17 protein-coding genes and 1 tRNA gene are annotated in these 18,536 nt (G+C 60.4%); 16 read left to right on the plus strand and 2 right to left on the minus strand.

The features are described from left to right. Nucleotides 1-92 precede the first annotated feature (92 nt). Complete coding sequence (locus tag ACTNDJ_RS07050) at nucleotides 93-308, minus strand: hypothetical protein (RefSeq protein ID WP_441063638.1); 216 nt, start codon at nucleotides 306-308, stop codon at nucleotides 93-95. A gap of 202 nt (nucleotides 309-510) precedes the next feature. On the opposite strand from ACTNDJ_RS07050, the gene ACTNDJ_RS07055 reads away from it, so the two are divergent. From ACTNDJ_RS07055 to ACTNDJ_RS07130, 16 genes are all read left to right on the plus strand, one after another. Next, entirely contained in the window at nucleotides 511-2,028 is a 1,518-nt protein-coding gene (locus ACTNDJ_RS07055) for a Mur ligase family protein (RefSeq protein ID WP_441063636.1), read from the plus strand. A gap of 130 nt (nucleotides 2,029-2,158) precedes the next feature. Next, a complete protein-coding gene (locus tag ACTNDJ_RS07060; protein WP_427793596.1) occupies nucleotides 2,159-3,070 on the plus strand; it encodes an HAD family hydrolase in 912 nt (303 codons plus the stop codon). 53 nt (nucleotides 3,071-3,123) lie between these two features. Next, the gene (gene murI, locus ACTNDJ_RS07065) at nucleotides 3,124-4,008 is read left to right on the plus strand and encodes a glutamate racemase (RefSeq protein WP_441063635.1); all 885 of its coding nucleotides are present in this window, start codon (nucleotides 3,124-3,126) and stop codon (nucleotides 4,006-4,008) included. Between the two features lie 52 nt (nucleotides 4,009-4,060). After that, nucleotides 4,061-4,786 (plus strand): ribonuclease PH, encoded by a 726-nt coding sequence (rph, locus tag ACTNDJ_RS07070; protein WP_441039003.1) that lies wholly within the window; start codon nucleotides 4,061-4,063, stop codon nucleotides 4,784-4,786. Between the two features lie 142 nt (nucleotides 4,787-4,928). Further along, nucleotides 4,929-5,570: an RdgB/HAM1 family non-canonical purine NTP pyrophosphatase gene (rdgB, locus tag ACTNDJ_RS07075; protein WP_118206636.1), complete on the plus strand. Its 642-nt coding sequence runs from the start codon at nucleotides 4,929-4,931 to the stop codon at nucleotides 5,568-5,570. 3 nt (nucleotides 5,571-5,573) lie between these two features. Then, entirely contained in the window at nucleotides 5,574-6,020 is a 447-nt protein-coding gene (gene dtd / locus ACTNDJ_RS07080) for a D-aminoacyl-tRNA deacylase (RefSeq protein ID WP_117797049.1), read from the plus strand. Nucleotides 6,021-6,134: 114 nt separating this feature from the next. Next, complete coding sequence (locus ACTNDJ_RS07085) at nucleotides 6,135-6,431, plus strand: Veg family protein (RefSeq protein ID WP_118206416.1); 297 nt, start codon at nucleotides 6,135-6,137, stop codon at nucleotides 6,429-6,431. Between the two features lie 2 nt (nucleotides 6,432-6,433). Continuing rightward, nucleotides 6,434-7,330, plus strand: a complete 897-nt coding sequence (ispE, locus tag ACTNDJ_RS07090) for a 4-(cytidine 5'-diphospho)-2-C-methyl-D-erythritol kinase (protein ID WP_441083494.1) — start codon at nucleotides 6,434-6,436, stop codon at nucleotides 7,328-7,330. Between the two features lie 49 nt (nucleotides 7,331-7,379). Beyond that, nucleotides 7,380-7,456 (plus strand) — tRNA-Pro (locus ACTNDJ_RS07095). A 112-nt stretch (nucleotides 7,457-7,568) separates the two neighbouring features. Continuing rightward, on the plus strand, nucleotides 7,569-7,844 hold the full coding sequence (tatA, locus tag ACTNDJ_RS07100) for a twin-arginine translocase TatA/TatE family subunit (RefSeq protein ID WP_195838497.1): 276 nt from the start codon (nucleotides 7,569-7,571) through the stop codon (nucleotides 7,842-7,844). Between the two features lie 106 nt (nucleotides 7,845-7,950). After that, on the plus strand, nucleotides 7,951-8,421 hold the full coding sequence (gene greA, locus ACTNDJ_RS07105) for a transcription elongation factor GreA (RefSeq protein WP_006234960.1): 471 nt from the start codon (nucleotides 7,951-7,953) through the stop codon (nucleotides 8,419-8,421). 79 nt (nucleotides 8,422-8,500) lie between these two features. After that, nucleotides 8,501-10,465, plus strand: a complete 1,965-nt coding sequence (gene lysS / locus ACTNDJ_RS07110; protein ID WP_154514782.1) for a lysine--tRNA ligase — start codon at nucleotides 8,501-8,503, stop codon at nucleotides 10,463-10,465. 341 nt (nucleotides 10,466-10,806) lie between these two features. Next, nucleotides 10,807-12,375: a threonine/serine ThrE exporter family protein gene (locus tag ACTNDJ_RS07115; RefSeq protein WP_441063631.1), complete on the plus strand. Its 1,569-nt coding sequence runs from the start codon at nucleotides 10,807-10,809 to the stop codon at nucleotides 12,373-12,375. 312 nt (nucleotides 12,376-12,687) lie between these two features. Continuing rightward, nucleotides 12,688-13,080 (plus strand): hypothetical protein, encoded by a 393-nt coding sequence (locus ACTNDJ_RS07120; protein WP_441063630.1) that lies wholly within the window; start codon nucleotides 12,688-12,690, stop codon nucleotides 13,078-13,080. A gap of 171 nt (nucleotides 13,081-13,251) precedes the next feature. Next, complete coding sequence (locus tag ACTNDJ_RS07125; RefSeq protein ID WP_441063629.1) at nucleotides 13,252-15,894, plus strand: ATP-dependent Clp protease ATP-binding subunit; 2,643 nt, start codon at nucleotides 13,252-13,254, stop codon at nucleotides 15,892-15,894. Between the two features lie 323 nt (nucleotides 15,895-16,217). Further along, entirely contained in the window at nucleotides 16,218-17,675 is a 1,458-nt protein-coding gene (locus ACTNDJ_RS07130) for an aminoacyl-histidine dipeptidase (protein ID WP_441063627.1), read from the plus strand. An 80-nt stretch (nucleotides 17,676-17,755) separates the two neighbouring features. Here the strand turns inward: ACTNDJ_RS07130 and ACTNDJ_RS07135 are convergent, their stop codons facing one another. Continuing rightward, complete coding sequence (locus ACTNDJ_RS07135; protein WP_441083495.1) at nucleotides 17,756-18,340, minus strand: manganese efflux pump MntP; 585 nt, start codon at nucleotides 18,338-18,340, stop codon at nucleotides 17,756-17,758. Nucleotides 18,341-18,536: the final 196 nt, after the last annotated feature.

An 18,536-nucleotide genomic window follows, 5' to 3' on the forward strand; every position in this document is an offset into this window, starting at 1 on the left:
CGCCGAGGGGACCGAAAAACCACGGCCCGCACGTTGGGTGAAGCGGCGGGCCGTGACTGCGACGATTACTGTGTGCGAGAGCGCGAGAGGGGCTAGCGCTTGCCGCGCTTGGCAAGGCGGTGCTCTACCTTGGCGACGACGTGGATGAGCGGAATCGTCACAACCAGATAGTAGAGTGCGGCGCAAATGTAGGGTGTGATGTTGCCCGTGGTGGCCGTGAGGTTTTTGGAGAACAGCATGAGTTCCATGACGCCGACGCTCGAAAGCAGCGACGTGTCCTTGTAGAGCATGACAAACTCACTGGTCATCCCCGCATCGCGCGCATTTGTAGGGCGGGGGTTTTGTTATTTCGAATTAACCGTGCGCTGGTCCTTGCAAGTTTTTAGGGTGCTGAGACACTCGCAAGGTCAGGTGGCATATTAGGATGGTTGATAATACAGGGGCGCGACCGGATTCATCTGGGACGGTTTTTGCTCTTTTAAGGTTAGGTTTAGCGAGAAAGGTCGTTATATGTCGGGTACGACGAAGGAGAAGCTGGCTTTGATGCGCTATGTGGAGCTGCTCGAGGCCGAGGCCCTTGTTGTTTCCAAGCCGGATACTCTTTGCGACCAGCGCATCGAGTTTGCGACCGACGACTCGCGCCAGGTACGTCCGGGCACATTGTTTGTCTGCAAGGGCCGTGCGTTCAAGCCCGAGTATCTGGTCTCGGCGATTGCCGAAGGCGCCGTGGCGTACGTGTCCGAGGTTGATTACGACGTCGATATTCCCGCTGTGATCGTCAACGATATCCGCCGTACGCTCGCTGTGGTGGCGGACGCCTATTACGGTCATCCCTCGGGCAAGGTGAAGGTCTGCGCTTTTACGGGCACCAAGGGCAAGTCGACCTGCAGCTTTTATCTGCGTGGCATTCTCGCCAACGAGGCTAAGCTCACGGGCCGTCATCGACCAGCCCTCAACACGGGTATCGAGTTCGATGACGGTATCGAGGCCGGTCCTTCTAAGCTAACGACCCCCGAGTCCTTCCTTTTGCAGTCGCGTATCGCACATGCCGCCGAGGCGGGCGCTCCGTGGCTGGTCATGGAGGCGTCGAGCCAGGGCCTCAAATACGAGCGTACGGGCAAGATTGACTTTGAAGTGGGCGCCTTTACCAATATCGGTGAGGACCATATCTCGCCGATCGAGCACCCCACGCTCGAGGATTACTTTGCCAGCAAGCTCAAGATTTTTTCGCAGAGCCGCTTTGCCGTGGTCAACCTCGATATGGACCACGTCGACCGCGTGCTCGAGGCGGCGTCCCGCTGCGAGCGCACGGTGACGTTCTCGCTGACCGATGGACGCGCCGACGTGCGTGCGTTGGCCATTCGCAACGGCGATTGCGGCGTGATCGCCACGGTCCGCACGCCGCGCTTTACGCGTGACATCGTGATCCCCACGCCCGTCAAGTTCAACGTGTCCAATGCGCTTGCCGCTATTGCCTGCGCCGAGGCCCTCGGCATTTCCGAAGAGGGCATCGTCCATGGCTTTGAGGGCGTCTTTGTTCCCGGTCGCATGGAGCTCTATCCGTCTGCATCGGGCAAGATTTTGGGCGTCGTTGACTATGCGCACAACGGCATGAGCCTCGAGACGCTTTTGCGCGACCTGCGCGAGAACTATCCCGAGCGCGAGCTGGCGGTTGTCTTTGGTGCAACGGGAGGCAAGGGTGTCGATCGCCGTACTACGATGGGTATCGCTGCCGGCAAATACGCCGATCGCATCGTGATTACCGAGGATGACCCGGGCCCCGAGGACGTCGAGGACATCTGCGCCGAGATTGCGCGCAATGTCCAGGCGCAGGGAAACGATAACTGGCAGATCGTGTGCGACCGCGCCGCCGCTATCGAGACGGCCGTGCGCGAGACCGACCGCCCCGCTGTGGTTATCGTGACCGGCAAGGGCGAGGAGGAGTGCATGCTGCGCAAGAACGGACCCGAGCCCTGCGAGCGTGATGGCTCGGTTCTCAAGCGCATCCTTGCGGCGTACGACGCCTAAGCGCCGCTGCCTTTAGGATGGCGTTTGCGAATCATCGACGCCCGATGATGCGGTGCCTCTCAAGCGTGTTCACCTTAGGGAAAACGCGGTACCAAGATTAAGTCTTTTCTACGTAATAAATGGAGTGACCATGTCCCACAACACCCTGCCGACCGTTGCCGAGCTTTCGGGCGAGATGCGCGAGCGCCTTGCCAAGGTCAAGTACGTCTTTACCGATCTGGACGCCACGATGCTCGCGCCCGGCTCGTGCGTGCTGCGCGACAACGACGGCAATCCCTCGACCAAGCTCGTCGAGGCCGTCGTGGCGCTTGCCCGCGCTGGCATCCAGGTAATTCCCACCTCGGGTCGCAACCGCACCATGATCCACGAAGATGCCCGCGTGCTCGGCCTCAACTCCTACATTGGCGAGATGGGTGGCCTGGTCATGTACGACCTCAAGGCCAACGACTGGGAGTATCTGACCGGCGACATGCCTTACGACCCCGCCTGCGGCCTTACGCCGCACCAGGTGATTGAGCAGACCGGCGTGTGCGAGAAGATTCTCGCTCGCTGGCCGCACAAGATCGAGTACCACAACGACATGTCGACTGGCTATAAGTACCGCGAGGTTACCGTCGGCATGCGCGGCGATATTCCCGATGACGAGGCGCAGGCCATCCTCGACGAGGCCGGCTGCGGTCTGGTCTGGGCCTGCAACGGCCACTTGACTCATCTGTCCAAGCCGACGACCCTCGAGCTCGATCGCGTCGAGGACGGTCGTGCCTTTAACATCAATCCGTCGGGTCTCGACAAGGGCGTGGCGGTCGCGCGTTTCTGCGAGCATCTGGGCATCGAGCGCGACGAGACGCTGGCACTCGGCGATTCCGAGTCTGATTTCTACATGGCCGACCACGTGGGCACGTTCTGCCTGGTCGAGAACGGTCTGACCAGCGCCGGCGCGTCCGAGTTTCTTGCGTCCTGCGATAACGCCTTTGTCACACGTGGCAGGATCGTTGACGGCTGGGCGGCGACGGCGGAGCTGCTCGTCGCGGCCCGTTCATAGCGCGGTGCCGTTACGCTTGGCCATATCTTTTCGAGAGAGAATCTGGTGAGGTAATGTCCGATATCGAGAATCTGGCCGGTGATACGCGCCCCATCGGCGTGTTCGACTCGGGCCTGGGCGGCTTGACGGTTGCGCGCGCGATTGCGACGGCGCTTCCGCACGAGTCCGTCTACTACTTTGGCGATACCAAGCGCTGCCCTTACGGCACCCGCACCGAGGACGAGGTGCGCTCGTTTGCGCTACAGGCGGGGCGATGGCTTTCGAGACACGACGTCAAGATCATGGTCATCGCCTGTAATACGGCGACGGCAGCGGCGCTTCGTCTGGCTCAGCAGGTGCTCGATGCCCCCGTGATTGGCGTAATTGCGCCGGGCGCGCGTGCCGCCATCAACAGCACCCGCACGCGCCGTGTGGGCGTGCTCGCCACCAACCTCACCATCCGCTCGGGCGCCTACACGCGCGCCATCCAGGACTTGGATGCCGGCGTGGACGTGTATGGCTGCCCTGCCTCGAGCTTTGTCGAGGTTGTCGAGCACGAGCTCGCCTCGGGTGCGCATCTGCAGGAGCAGTGGCTCGAGAACGAGGATATTTTTGATACGCCAGCCGTTCGCGCGCTGGTCAACGCCACAGTCGAGCCACTGCACGATCGTGGCATCGATACCGTGGTGCTCGGCTGTACGCACTTTCCGTTGCTGGTGGGCCCCATCCGTCATGCGTTGGGGCCCGGGGTGCGCGTGGTGAGCTCCGCCGAGGAGACCACCCGCGAGCTGACCGATATCCTCACGCGCCGTGAGCAGCTGGCGGGCAACACCGCCGAGCCGCAGCATCGCTTTGCCACCACGTCCGACAACATTGCCGAGTTTGCGGTGGCGGGCAGCTTTATCTTTGGCCAGCCGCTCAAAAGCATCGAGCATGTCGATATCGACGAACTCGGTTAGGCACGCAATGTCGCCGGAGTCTTCGCCACTCTTTTGCCGAAAGGATAGTTCCATGGAATATATGCAGGTCAACCGCGCCAACGGCCGCGCCGCAAACGAGCTGCGTCCCGTTAAGCTCACTCGCGGCGTCATGAAGCACGCCTACGGCTCGTGCCTGGCAGAGTTTGGCGACACGCGCGTGCTGTGCGCCGCCACCATCGAGGAGGGCGTTCCGGGCTGGCGCAAGGGCGCCAAGGCCGGTTGGGTAACGGCGGAATATGCGATGCTGCCGGCGTCGACCGGCAAGCGCTGCAAGCGCGAACATGCCAACCGCAAGGGCCGTTCCATGGAGATCGAGCGCTTGATCGGCCGCAGCCTGCGCACCGTTGTCAACATGAAGGCGCTCGGCGAGTACACCGTTACCGTTGACTGCGATGTGATCCAGGCCGATGGCGGCACGCGTACGGCGAGCATCACCGGCGCCTGGGTGGCGCTGCACGACGCCCTTGCCATGTGGGTCGAGGCGGGCAAGCTCGAGCGCATTCCGCTTACCGGTCAGGTTGCCGCTATTTCCATGGGCGTCGTCGACGGCAACACCCTGCTCGACTTGGATTATTCCGAGGACAGCCACGCCGAGGTCGACATGAACCTCGTCGCCACCGACTCCGGCGAGATGATCGAGCTCCAGGGTACCGGCGAGCAGGCGCCCTTCGACCGCAAGCGTCTCAACGCCCTGCTCGATCTGGGCGACAAGGGCATCGCCGAGCTCATCGAGCTTCAGCGTCAAGCCCTCGCCTAACCTGCCAAAAGGGGATGTTGATTTTGGCAGGTTTAATCTGCGAAAACGCCGAAGTATAAGACTGCCGTTGATTGAGAGGGGAGAGGCCGAGGCCCTCGTCGTCCTCTACACGGCATTGCTATAAGAGACAAGGAGGCCAGCTATGGCACTTGAGAAGATTGACATCGACACCCTCGACCCGGCGGCGACCATTGTTGTGGCCACGGGTAACGCCCATAAGCTCACCGAGATCGAGGCCATTTTGGGCAAGGTCATGCCCGAGGTGCGCTTTGTGGCGCTCGGCCAGCTGGGCGATTTTGAGGACCCCGAGGAAAACGGCACGACGTTTTTGGAGAACGCCATCATCAAGGCGCAGGCTGCGGTCGAGGAGACGGGCCTTATGGCCATCGCCGACGATTCCGGCTTGGTCGTCGATGCGCTGGACGGCGAGCCGGGTGTGTATAGCGCGCGTTATGCGGGCGTACACGGCGATGATGCCGCCAACAATGCCAAACTTCTCGTTAATCTGGAAGGCGTGGCAGACGAGGATCGCACCGCACGCTTTATGAGTGTCGTTGCGCTCATCGACCAAGACGGCCTGGTCACCTATGGCGAGGGCGCCTGCGAGGGCGTTATCGCACACGAGGGCCGCGGCGACCACGGCTTTGGCTACGACCCGCTGTTCCTGCCGGTCGATACGCCGGGCAAGACTATGGCCGAGCTCACAGCGGACGAGAAGAACGCCATCAGCCATCGTTTCCATGCACTCGAGCACCTGTCCGCCAAACTCACGGGCGAGGAGTAGGCCGTGCGTGCGGTGGTGCAGCGCGTGCTCAACGCCGGTGTGACGGTCGACGGCGAGTGCGTGGGCCGCATTGGGCGCGGCTATCTGGTATTGCTGGGCGTGGGCCATGGCGATACGCGTGCCGAGGCCGATAAACTATGGGGCAAGCTCCGCGGGCTGCGTATCAACGAGGACGAGAACGGCAAGACTAACTTGGCGCTTGCCGATGTCGACGGCGAGGTGCTCGTGGTGTCGCAGTTTACGCTGTTTGCCGATTGCCGCCACGGCCGTCGTCCGTCGTTTACGGATGCTGGCGCGCCCGATGTCGCCAACGAGCTTTATGAGTACTTTCTGACGCTCGTCGCCCAGGACGTCGACCACGTGGCGCACGGCATCTTTGGCGCCGACATGAAAGTCGACCTGGTCAACGACGGCCCGTTCACCATTGTCCTCGATACCGACAATCTGTAAGTAGCCTAATTAGCTACTTGCGTGGGGTTGTAACAGGGTGCTATAGTATTAGAGTTTTGTCTATCTTAGGGGTATTATCCCCTTTTTGAATTGCACCTTCTGGAGGCCCTGTTCATGGAAGAGATGGAAGTCAATTACGTCGACGACATCCACGAGAAGCTGACCGATATGGTGGGCGATCGCGTCAAGGTGAAGGCCAACATGGGCCGTACCCGCGTTGTCGAGCGCATGGGTACCATCAAGAGCGTCCACCCGGCTGTCTTTATCGTCGAGGTTGACGAGCGCCGCGGCCGCAAGTCGCGTCAGTCCTACCAGTACATCGACGTCCTTACCGGTCAGGTTGAACTGTTCGACCCCGAGAGCGGCGAGCACATCTTTACTCCGCTCGGCAACCAGCTCGAGGAGCATTAACGGTGACCGATCGGTCCCTCATCCTTACTGCGCCGGCAAAGATTAACCTCTACCTGGGGGTTCATACCGAGCGCGATACCCGCGGCTACCACAAAGTCGATTCCCTGATGGCAGCTGTCGGCCTAGCCGATACCGTGACGGTCACGCCGGCGCAGGCGTTGACCGTCCAGACGGTTCCGGCATCAGATTTTCCCATGCAAAAGAATACTGCCTACCGCACCGCCGTCGCCATGGCCGATCATTTCGGGCGCGAGGCAAATGTGTGCGTGACGATTGAGAAGCGCATCCCGCTGTGCGCCGGCCTGGGCGGCCCCTCGACGGATGCCGCGGCGGTTATCGTTGCCCTGGCTGAGCTGTGGGGCATCGACCGCACTGATCCTGCGCTGGATGAGATTGCGCGTGGCATCGGCGCCGACGTGCCGTTCTTTTTGCATACGAGCCCCGCATTCTACGTGGGTGGGGGAGACGTTCTGGCAACTGAGTACCCCGCGCTTCCTGTGACGCCCGTTGTGCTGGTCAAGCCGCGGGAGGCGAGCGTTTCTACAATTGAGGCCTATCGACGTTTTGACGAGGCCCCGGTGCCCGCGACTGCGCCCGGTGCCATTGCATCGGCTCTTAGCGTGAGTGATGCAAAGATGGCGTATTCGCTCATCCATAACAACTTGGGCGTCATTTCTGCTTTGATGGAGCCGCAGATCCAGGCGGTTCTCGACTGGCTGAGCGAACAGGAGGGAACCGTTGCCGTGGACGTGTGCGGGTCGGGTGCCTGCTCGTTTGCCATTTGCGACACCGCCGCCACGGCCGAAAGGCTTGTCGACGCCGCCCAGCAAAATGGCTGGTGGTCCTGCGCGACTGAGCTTATTCCCAACACGGTTCAAATCGACGCGCCAAAGAAATAAAAATTTCTCTAGCACGCAGCGAAAATCTTTGTTACTATAGTCGAGCTAACGGGTTGTGGCTCAGTTTGGTAGAGCACTGCGTTCGGGACGCAGGGGTCGCTGGTTCAAATCCAGTCAACCCGACCAGAGCATGAGGAGGGACCGCTTCTTGCGGTCCCTTTTTTTAGCTATTGTTGTGATACCGCGATACCCGCGGTATACTCATTCGAGCTTGTCTCGCTGTTTTGTGGAGGTCTACATGTTTGGACTGAGGGCTCCTGAGCTCATCATTATTCTCGTCGTTGTCCTGATTATCTTCGGGCCCAAGAACCTGCCGAAGCTCGGCAAGTCCCTCGGCTCTACCGTCAAGAATATCCGCGAGGGTATGGAGGGCGACGATAAGGACGAGACCAAGCAGGCCGAGGACGTTGTGGTCGAGGAGTCCGAGGAGGACAAGAAGATCGCAGAGCTCGAGGCCCAGCTCGCCGCCGCCAAGAAAAAGAAGGCAGAGGACGGCGACGCGGACGCAGAGTAGTCCCATCCCTTTGGGGTGAGCACCTGACCGGCTTGCCCGCAGGCTAGCCGGTCTTTTTCGTTATGTTGACAGTTGATTGTTACATCATAGTTGGGGAGATATCCGTATGGACGCAAGCCAGATCGTACTGACCGCTGAGGGCCGCCAGAAGCTCGTCGAGGAGCTCGCTTGGCGTGAGGGCGATTACGCCAAGGAGATCGTCGAGGACATCAAGGAAGCCCGCGCGTTTGGCGACCTTTCGGAGAACTCCGAGTACGATGCCGCCAAGGACAAGCAGGCTCAGAATGCTGCCCGCATTGCCGAGATTCAGGCTATTCTCGCCAACGCTCAGGTTGCTGCCACCACGGGCGATCTGACCGTCTCCATCGGTTCCACCGTTTCGCTGATTGATCCCAACGGTGAGGTCATGGAAGTCACGCTCGTCGGTACCACCGAGACCAACTCGCTCGAGCACAAGATCTCCAACGAGTCCCCGGTCGGCCACGCCATCATCGGCCACGGCGAGGGCGACTCCGTCGAGGTCGTTACGCCTTCCGGCAAGACACGCGTCTACACCATCGCCAAGATCGCACGCTAGACCACGGTCCCGCGTAAAGGTATGTTTTCGCTCCCTGGGACCGAATCCTGGGGAGCGTTTTAGTTTGAGGAGCTAACTTATGGCAGAGAACCAGAACGCCGCCGAGCAGGCATCGACGCTCAACGACGAGCGCGCCACGCGCCTGGCCAAGCGCGCCGCCCTGTTCGAGGCGGGCCAGAACCCCTATCCCGAGCACTCCGAGATCGAGGACTACGTTGCCGACATCGAGGCTAAGTATGCCGATCTTGCCGATGGCGAAGACACCGAGGACGTCGTGAAGATCGGCGGCCGCGTGGTCGCCAAGCGTGGTCAGGGCAAGATCATGTTCATCGTCGTGCGCGACGCAACGGCCGAGATTCAGCTGTTCTGCCGCATCAACGACATGGATGAGGCAGCCTGGAATACGCTCAAGGCCCTCGACCTTGGCGATATCCTGGGTGTGACCGGTGTGGTTGTGCGTACTCAGCGCGGCCAGCTCTCCGTCGCCCCTAAGAGCGCGACCCTGCTCTCCAAGGCCGTTCGCCCGCTGCCCGAGAAGTTCCACGGTCTCTCCGACAAGGAGACCCGCTATCGTCAGCGCTATGTCGACCTGATCGCCAACGACGATGTCCGCGAGACCTTCCGCAAGCGCTCGCAGATCCTCTCCACCTTCCGTCGCTTTATGGAGTCCGACGGCTACATGGAGGTCGAGACCCCCATCCTGCAGACCATTCAGGGTGGCGCTACGGCTAAGCCGTTCATCACGCACTTTAACGCTCTCGATCAGGAGTGCTACCTGCGCATTGCTACCGAGCTGCACCTCAAGCGCTGCATCGTCGGTGGCTTTGAGCGCGTCTTCGAGATCGGTCGTATCTTCCGTAACGAGGGCATGGACCTCACCCACAACCCCGAGTTCACCACGATGGAGGCCTACCGTGCCTTCTCCGATCTCGAGGGTATGAAGGCGCTCGCCCAGGGCGTCATCAAGGCTGCCAACAAGGCCATCGGCAACCCCGAGGTCATCGAGTACCAGGGTCAGACCATCGATCTTTCCGGTGAGTGGGCAAGCCGCCCCATGACTGATATTGTCTCTGACGTGCTCGGCAAGAAGGTCACCATCGACACGCCTGTCGAGGAGCTTGCTGCCGCCGCGCGCGAGAAGGGCCTGGAGATCAAGCCCGAGTGGACTGCCGGCAAGATCATCGCCGAGATTTACGATGAGCTGGGCGAGGACACCATCGTCAACCCGACCTTCGTGTGCGATTACCCCATTGAGGTCAGCCCGCTCGCCAAGCGTTTTGAGGACGATCCGCGTCTGACCCACCGCTTTGAGCTGGTCATCGCCGGCCACGAGTACGCCAACGCATTCTCCGAGCTCAACGACCCGGTCGACCAGGCTGAGCGCTTTGCCGCCCAGATGGCCGAGAAGGCCGGCGGCGACGATGAGGCCATGGAGTATGACGAGGACTACGTGCGCGCCCTCGAGTACGGTATGCCTCCCGCGGGCGGCATTGGCATCGGTATCGACCGCGTGGTCATGCTGCTCACCAACCAGGCTTCCATCCGCGATGTCCTGCTGTTCCCGCACATGAAGCCCGAGAAGGGTTTCCAGTCCGGTGCCGCTGCCGCCAAGGCTGCCGAGGCCGGCAACGCCGCGAGCCCGTTCGTTAAGTCGCTCAAGCCCACGCTCGATTACTCCAAGATCGCCGTTGAGCCGCTGTTTGAGGAGTTCGTCGATTTCGATACCTTCTCCAAGAGCGATTTCCGCGCTGTGAAGGTCAAGGCATGCGAGGCCGTCAAGAAGTCCAAGAAGCTGCTGAACTTTACGCTCGACGACGGTACCGGTGCCGACCGCACCATCCTCTCCGGCATCCACGAATACTATGAGCCCGAGGACCTGGTCGGCAAGACCCTGCTTGCCATCACCAACCTGCCACCGCGCAAGATGATGGGCATCCCCAGCTGCGGCATGCTCATCAGTGCCATCCACGAGGAGGAGGGCGAGGAGCGCCTCAACCTGATCCAGCTCGACGCCTCCATTCCCGCCGGCGCAAAGATGTACTAATTGGTTCCGCCGTTCTACCGAACGGCGGACCAGCCGACGCTGCGCGCCGCCCAGGGCGACAATTTGTCATTCAAAAGGCAAGGCATGACCAGAAGGTCTATGCCTTGCCTTTTTCATGCCAACTTGTTCGCCCTGGACGTCGCTCGCTGGCGTTGCCAATACATCGACGTTGTCGGAGTGGTCATTGGGGACGTTCATAAACGACTAGTCATTCAAGAACGTCCCCAATGACTACCCAATGGCTATTGCACGCATGGCTCGCATGACAGCCGTCTCTTTTATGTTTCCTTTAGCCGTCGCTGTCTAGGATGGGGGTTAGTCGATAGGAAGGGAGCACCGGGATGGACGATGCGAGCGAGCGCGCAATCGAAGAGGACATGCTCGATCAGTTCAATTACTTTGATGATGAGGACGAGGAGCTGATCGACCGTCGCGAGCCAGCGCCGCTTGATTCCTTTGATCTGGTCGATGAAGAGACTGATGAGGTTGAGGACGAATCAACGGAGTCCCCACAGTCTTCGCGCCTTAACTCGCTGCTTTCGAGAGCCCCCATGCACCACGGCGTTCGTGCCGGCGCGCTCTATATGAAAACTGACTGGCACCAGATCGTGACGGCAGGCGATGAACTTGCCGTCGATGCGCCGCTCACCGATAAATCATCCATCGTCTGCCGCACCGGTATGCTTATGCTCGCGAGTGGAACGGGTGCCTGGCGCGTACGCGATACCATGAATCGAGTCGCCGCCGTACTCGGTGTCACCATCCATGTTGACTTAAGTCTCCTGTCGTTTGAGTGTACTTGCATCGAAGATGGCCACTGCTTTAACGAGGTCGTCAGTCTGCCGACAACCGGCGTCAACACCCATCGCATTTGGATGATGGAGAGTTTCCTCAAGGAAATCGAGACCTATGGTCGTCGCTTCACGGTGCACGAGTATCACGAGATGCTCAAGACCGTTGAGAGTTCAAAACCTGATTACGCGCCCTGGCAACAGGGCCTTGCGGCAGCCTGCGCCTGTGGCGCCTTTGTCTTTTTACTTGGTGGCGGTCCCATTGAGATGGCATGCGCGTTCGTGGGCGCGGGCGTCGGCAACTTTGCCCGCTCCCATATTCTCAAGCAAGGCCTTGGTCAGTTCAGCGCTTTGACGCTCGGTGTCGCACTGGCCTGTATCTCATATTTGCTGGCATTGCTCGGCCTCGCCCAGGTTGTTCCGGGTGCAATGTCGCACCAAGAAGGCTATATCGGCGCCATGCTCTTTGTGATTCCTGGCTTTCCGCTTATTACGGCAGGTCTCGACATCGCTAAGCTCGACATGCGAAGCGGTATCGAGCGTCTTTCGTATGCTGTGTCGATTATTGTGATGGCGACCCTCGTAGGTTGGATGGTTGCCGAGTGTGTGGGACTGGCGCCGGACGACTTTGCCCCATTGGGCCTTTCGCCGCTTGCCCTTACGCTCCTGCGCGTGGTGATGAGCTTCGTTGGCGTATTCGGCTTCTCGGTGATGTTCAACAGCCCGGTAAAGATGGCCGCGGCAGCTGGGTTGATCGGCGCCGTGTCCAATACCCTGCGTCTGACCCTTGTCGATGCGCCGACGATGATTCCCTTCCTGGGCCTCAGCACGGGAATGCCTCTCGAGGCAGCAGCGTTTATCGGCGCGCTGGTATCGGGTCTGCTGGCAAGCTTGGCCGAAGTCAAGCTCACCTACCCGCGCATCGCCCTCACGGTGCCTTCGATTGTCATTATGGTGCCCGGTCTGTATCTCTATCGCTCTATGTATTACATGTGCACCTTCGACACAGTCAATATGCTCGGCTGGTTTGTGCGCGCAGTGCTCATCGTAGCGTTTCTGCCCGTTGGGCTGGGTGTGGCGCGTACGCTCACCGACCCTCGCTGGCGCTACACCAGCTAATTGGTACAAGGGGGACAGGTTACTTTGCACCAAATGAGTTGCGGTGAAATAGGGACTGAATTGCTGCTTAAAGGGTCAAAACAGTCCGTATTCCACTGCAACTTATGGGGTCGGGGGATTATCGGTGCCCTGCATCTTCATAAACTCAACGCTTACGAAGCGTTTGCTGTTCGTGTTAGGGTAGTTCCACCACATAAGTAGTCGCAGACGCACGTACCACGGGCGGGCGAGATGAAGTCCCAGTAACTCCATCTCGCCCGCCCGTTTTTGTTGGCGGCGCCGCGGCGCAACACAGAAAGGACCATGCCCTTTATGCCTATCAATAAACGAGAGAGCCTGCTGTTTACCTTTATCATGTGCTTTTGCATGGTGCTCTGGATGAGCATCTACAACGTTGCCTTGCAGCATAGGGCCATCAACGGCGAGGTCATTGCCGCCGCGTGGCTCGGCTTCCCCGTTGCCTACATTTTTGCCATGTGCTGCGACTGGTTTGTTGCCAGCCCCCTTGCCAAGGGTTTCGCTTTTAAATTCCTGGTCACGCCGGGGTTGCTCGCTTTGTCTTCCGACGCGCCTTCCCCATGGGAACCGTCTTTGAAGAGCAGCATATGGAGCTCGTACGTATGCCGGGCGCTCCCGCTGCCGATGTCGACGATGACGATGCCGAGAGCATGGACGCCGAGCCCGCCTCTAGGCAAGAGCCTCTAACCTAGAGCGCCCGCCGCACCCGGCGATTCCTTTTTTGTAGACGTTGTCGTATGGCTGCACGCGGAAAAGGCCACAGCGGTTAACATATACTCCATATGGGTAAAGAGACCAAAGCGCCGCCACGAGTGGCGCTTTGCGTTTGAAAAACTAGCTCGTCTAAGAGGAACTAGCATGTTGGACCGTTTTACCGATCGCGCGCGCAAGGTCATGTCCATGGCCAAGCAGGAGGCGCTCGATCTTCACTCAAATAAGGTGGGTACCGAGCATCTGCTGCTCGCGCTCGCCAAGGAGGACGAAGGCATTGCCGCCGAGGCACTGCGCTCACTCGATATCTCCTACGATGACATCATGGACACGCTCAAGGAGGTCCAGACCACCGTTCCCGAGCCCAGCGAGGAGACCGAGGCAGCTAAGCTCGCTTTTACGCCGCTCGTCATCAGCGTGATGGAGCGTTCCTTCCGCGTGGCGCGCGAGAACAACCAGACCTATGTGTCGACCGAGCACCTGCTCATCGGTATCGTCGAAGAGGGCAACGGCATGGCCATGGACATTCTCATGCGCCTGGGTGTTTCGTCCGCTTCCATTAAAAAAGCCATCGAGAAGCTTACCGCCAAGGATCAAGACAAGAAGCGCCCGCTCGCCGGTGCCGGTGCCGGGCGTCCCGGTGCAGGCCTGCCGTTCTTTAGCGGCTCGGACGCCTCACAGCAAAAGGGGGACGGCACCGACACGCTCAAGCAGTTCGCCACCAACCTTACGCAGAAGGCGCGCGACGGCGAGCTCGACCCGGTGATCGGTCGCGAAAAGGAAGTCCAGCGCATGATGGAGATCCTTTCGCGCCGCACCAAGAACAACCCGCTTATCTTGGGTGACCCCGGCGTGGGCAAGACGGCCATCGTCGAGGGCCTGGCGCAGCAGATCGCTGCCGGCAACGTGCCCGAGAACCTTATGAACCAGAACATCTGGACGCTCGACCTGCCGGGTCTTGTCGCGGGCGCCAAGTATCGCGGTGAGTTTGAGGAGCGTCTCAAGAACGTGATCCAGGAGGCAACCGAAGCCGACGACGTCATCCTGTTTATCGACGAGATGCACACCATCATCGGTGCCGGTTCTGCCGAGGGATCCATCGATGCAAGCTCCATGCTCAAGCCCGTGCTCGCGCGCGGCGCTTTCCAGATCATCGGTGCCACCACGGCCGAGGAGTTCCGCAAGTACCTCACCAAGGACCCGGCCTTCGAGCGCCGCTTCCAGACCATCGATGTTGAGGAGCCAAGCGTCGAGGACACGGTCAAGATCCTGACCGCGCTCAAGCCGCGCTACGAGGAGCACCACCACGTGCGCTATACGCAGGGTGCCATCGAGGCTGCCGCGAACCTCTCCAACCGCTACATCCAGGATCGCTTCCTGCCCGATAAGGCCATCGACCTCATCGACGAGGCCGGCGCCCGCGCCCGCATTGCCGCCAACCGTGCGCCTGAGCCGGTGCGCGAGGCCGAGCATCGCGTGGAGGAGCTCAAGGCTGCCGCGCAGGAGGCCACCGAGGGCGACGACATGAACAAGGCCGCCGAGATTACCGAGCAGCAGAAGGCTGCCGAGATTGAGCTCGCCGAGGCCAAGGCAGCTTGGACGGCCGAGCTCGACGCCAGCCCGCTCACCATCGATGTCGCCCAGGTTGCCGACATCGTGTCCGTGACCTCGGGCGTGCCGGTGTCTTCGCTCACCGAGAGCGAAAGCCGTCGTCTGTTGCAGACCGAAAGCGTGCTCAAGACCCGCATTATCGGCCAGGATGAAGCTGTCGAGGCCGTGGCCAAGGCAGTGCGCCGCAGCCGCTCGCCGCTCAAGGACCCGCGTCGTCCCGGCGGCAGCTTCATCTTCTTGGGTCCTACCGGCACAGGCAAGACCGAGCTCGCCAAGACGCTCGCCGAGTACCTCTTTGGCAGCAAGGACGCGCTCATCAGCTTCGACATGTCGGAGTTTGGCAGCGAGTTCGAGGTCTCCAAGCTTATCGGTAGCCCCCCGGGCTACGTGGGCCACGACGAGGGCGGTCAGCTCACCAAGGCCGTTCGCCGTCACCCGTACTCGGTCGTGCTGTTCGACGAGATCGAGAAGGCGCACCCCGATATCTTCAACATCTTGCTGCAGGTGCTTGAGGAGGGTCGCCTGACCGATAGCCAGGGCAAGACGGTCGATTTCCGCAACACCGTGATCATCATGACGTCCAACGTGGGCGCCCGCGAGATTGCGCAGGATGCGAGCGTTGGCTTTGGCACCACCGGTGAGCAGGGTCTTACCTCGAGCGAGATTAAGGGCCGTGCGATGGGCGAACTCAAGCGCCTGTTCCGCCCCGAGCTGCTCAACCGTATCGATGACATCGTGGTGTTTCAGAAGCTTTCGGGCGAGAACCTGACCAAGATCGCTCACCTGCTGGTGGACGACTTGCGTCAGCGCCTGATTGCCAACGGCATGAACATCAAACTCACCGATGCGGCCTACGACAAGATCGTAGCCGAGGGTACCGACCTCACCAACGGCGCACGTCCGCTGCGCCGCGCCATCCAAAAGCTCATCGAGGATCCGCTGTCCGAGGAGCTGCTGGCCGGCGAGTGGGGCAGCGGCGATACCGTCCTATGCGACGTGGCCGACGGCAAGTTCGTCTTTAGCCACGGTACGGGCGAGATTCCAGCGCCGCGTCCGGCAGGTGCGCTTGGGGGCGATACCGCTCCGGAAGCGCCGCACACCGGAAACGCCGCGCCTGTGAGCAGTGGCGTAAGCTCGGGCCCCGGCGGCATGATGCAAGCCGGTTCCGGCGCGCTGTAGGGCGTGACAAAACCTTGTGTCCACGAGGGCGTTCCAAAGGAGCGCCCTTTTTTCTGTTGGAAAGGCCCTCGTTCAAAGTAAATCTCATTAAACATACCAACGGTGTATGCATAAGCGTTGATCAAGCGTTGAAGTTGGTTGAAGGGTCCAACGTCCCTTCGGCGCGGTCCGTCTACCTGCTTTATCTTAATAAAGTGGCGTTTCTCCGCCGTTAGCCGATGATGCGAGAGCGCTCGGCGTTTTCGACTGGTTTATGCAAACGAAGTCTGGGAATATACAAGGCGCATGTCTTATTGTCTAACCAGTTGCGCCAAGGAGGCACCATGGACTACAAGATCACCGGCTATGAGCCCGCCCAGCTGTTCCATTTCTTTGAGGAGGTCAGCGCGATCCCCCGTGGGTCTGGCAACGAGAAGGGCATCAGCGATTTCCTGGTTGCGTTTGCCAAGGAGCGCGGCCTCGATGTGTACCAGGACGAGGTCTACAACGTCATCATTCGCAAGCCCGCATCTGCCGGTGCCGAGAATGCCCCGACCGTAATGCTTCAGGGCCACATCGATATGGTGTGCGACAAATTGGGCTCCGTTGAGCACGACTTTACGACCGATGGTATCGACCTGCTCGTCAAGGACGGCGTTCTCACCGCTAACGGCACCACGCTGGGCGCCGACAACGGTATCGCCGTTGCTCTGATGCTCACTGTTCTCGATGACGATTCGATTGTTCACCCCGCCCTGGAGTGCGTATTCACCACCGATGAGGAGACTGGCCTGGTCGGCGCCGAGACGCTCGACAAGTCCCAGATTAGCGCCCGCACCATGATCAACCTTGACTCCGAGGAAGAGGGCGTTGCCACCGTCAGCTGCGCCGGCGGCGTCGTCGTTACCTACACCTGCCCGATCGCGCGCGAGCACAAGACCGGTAGTACCCTCACGTTCGACATCTCCGGCCTGCTAGGCGGTCACTCCGGCAGCGATATCCACCTGGAGCGCGGCAACGGCAACCTCATCATGGCCCGCATCATCGACCGCCTGATGGTTGCCGGCGAGCCCGCCATCGTTAGCTTTAACGGCGGCACCAAGGACAACGCCATCAACCGTGAGTGCAAGGCTGTTCTGGTCTACGCCGACCACGCTGCCGCCGAGGCCGCGGCCCAGATCGCAAAGGGCATTATCGCCGACGTCACTGCCGAGCTCGAGGTCTTCGACCCCGGCTTTACCTGCACTATCGAGATTGCCGACGACGCCGAGGTCGAGGCCATGGACGAGAAGTCCGCGCTTGCCCTCATCCGCGCCCTGCGTCTTGCCCCCAATGGCGTGATCCGCCGCAACGTTGCTACCGACGGCTCCGTCGAGGTTTCCTCCAACATCGGTGTGGTTGCCACTTCTGACGACGAGGTCAAGATCATGCTGTCCCCGCGTTCCTCGATCACCTCGCTGCAGAACGAGTTCAAGGACCGCCTGCAGACGCTGGCCGATGTCCTGGGCTTCGACGCCAAGTTTGAGTTCGAGTATCCCGGCTGGAGCTATGCCGAGCATTCACCGGTCCGCGACGTCTTTGTCGAGAGCTATCGCGAGCTCTTTGGCTCCGAGCTGCGCATCGAGTCCATTCACGCCGGCCTTGAGTGCGGCCTGTTTGCCGAGGCCCTGCACGGCCTGGACGCCATCGCCGTGGGCCCGACGCTCTCCGATGTCCACACCCCGGACGAGAGCATGGAGCTCGCTTCTGCCGAGCGCTTCTACGAGCTGCTCATCGACGTCCTCAAGCGCCTTGCCGCGTAAAGGTCGCCTTGGTTAAGCCGCTCTAAAACGGCTGGCTATGAAAACGGCCGCCTGGCGTAATGCCGGGCGGCCGTTATTCGTCACAGTGCGAGGATCCCAAGGTGCTCAAGCAGGATCTTAAGCCCGATGAGGACGAGTACGACGCCACCCACGATGGTGGCGGGTTTTTCGTAGCGCGCGCCAAAGGTGTGTCCGATCGCTACGCCGGCGACGGAGAAGATAAACGTTGTGACGCCGATAAGTGATACAGAGGGCACGATATCGACCGAGAGCGCGGCAAACGAGATGCCCACGGCGAGCGCGTCAATCGAGGTGGCGATGGCAAGGATTAGGTACTCGCCCAGGTCGATCTTTTCGGCATCCTTGCCGTCGCCTTCGTCCTCATCCTCGTCTTCGGTAAAGGTTTCCCACAGCATCTTGCCGCCGATAAAGGCCAAAAGGATAAAGGCGATCCAATGGTCGATGGGACCGATGATGCCCATGAACTGGCTGCCGAGTGCCCAACCGATTGCGGGCATGCCGGCCTGAAAGCCGCCAAAGAACAGGCCGAGCACAACGGCGACTTTAAGGTTGATCTTTTTCATGCCGAGACCCTTGCAGATGGAAACGGCAAAGGCGTCCATCGAAAGGCCAACGGCGAGCAACACGAGCTCTGCGAGTCCCATAGTCTGGCCCCCTCTCTGCGGGCGAACCCGATTACACGACCACTCCCTCATTTATATGAGACCCGATGCTACCACATGAGCAGCCAAAAGAGCCCCGTCCCAAATTGAACTGCACCCCAAAACTTGGACGGCTTAAATAAGAACTACGCCGCAAGGGACTGTCTCCGGAACTCCTCCGGGGTCAGTCCCTTCAGTT

This window comes from Collinsella sp. HCP3S3_D1, from assembly GCF_052064015.1.
Taxonomy (GTDB): Bacteria; Actinomycetota; Coriobacteriia; order Coriobacteriales; family Coriobacteriaceae; genus Collinsella.

Coding starts and splice junctions, on each gene's coding strand:
- ACTNDJ_RS07050 (WP_441063638.1), bottom strand. CDS start 308: ATGACCAGTGAGTTTGTCATGCTCTACAAGGACACGTCGCTGCTTTCG.
- ACTNDJ_RS07055 (WP_441063636.1), top strand. CDS start 511: ATGTCGGGTACGACGAAGGAGAAGCTGGCTTTGATGCGCTATGTGGAG.
- ACTNDJ_RS07060 (WP_427793596.1), top strand. CDS start 2,159: ATGTCCCACAACACCCTGCCGACCGTTGCCGAGCTTTCGGGCGAGATG.
- murI (WP_441063635.1), top strand. CDS start 3,124: ATGTCCGATATCGAGAATCTGGCCGGTGATACGCGCCCCATCGGCGTG.
- rph (WP_441039003.1), top strand. CDS start 4,061: ATGGAATATATGCAGGTCAACCGCGCCAACGGCCGCGCCGCAAACGAG.
- rdgB (WP_118206636.1), top strand. CDS start 4,929: ATGGCACTTGAGAAGATTGACATCGACACCCTCGACCCGGCGGCGACC.
- ACTNDJ_RS07085 (WP_118206416.1), top strand. CDS start 6,135: ATGGAAGAGATGGAAGTCAATTACGTCGACGACATCCACGAGAAGCTG.
- tatA (WP_195838497.1), top strand. CDS start 7,569: ATGTTTGGACTGAGGGCTCCTGAGCTCATCATTATTCTCGTCGTTGTC.
- greA (WP_006234960.1), top strand. CDS start 7,951: ATGGACGCAAGCCAGATCGTACTGACCGCTGAGGGCCGCCAGAAGCTC.
- lysS (WP_154514782.1), top strand. CDS start 8,501: ATGGCAGAGAACCAGAACGCCGCCGAGCAGGCATCGACGCTCAACGAC.
- ACTNDJ_RS07115 (WP_441063631.1), top strand. CDS start 10,807: ATGGACGATGCGAGCGAGCGCGCAATCGAAGAGGACATGCTCGATCAG.
- ACTNDJ_RS07120 (WP_441063630.1), top strand. CDS start 12,688: ATGCCTATCAATAAACGAGAGAGCCTGCTGTTTACCTTTATCATGTGC.
- ACTNDJ_RS07125 (WP_441063629.1), top strand. CDS start 13,252: ATGTTGGACCGTTTTACCGATCGCGCGCGCAAGGTCATGTCCATGGCC.
- ACTNDJ_RS07130 (WP_441063627.1), top strand. CDS start 16,218: ATGGACTACAAGATCACCGGCTATGAGCCCGCCCAGCTGTTCCATTTC.
- ACTNDJ_RS07135 (WP_441083495.1), bottom strand. CDS start 18,340: ATGGGACTCGCAGAGCTCGTGTTGCTCGCCGTTGGCCTTTCGATGGAC.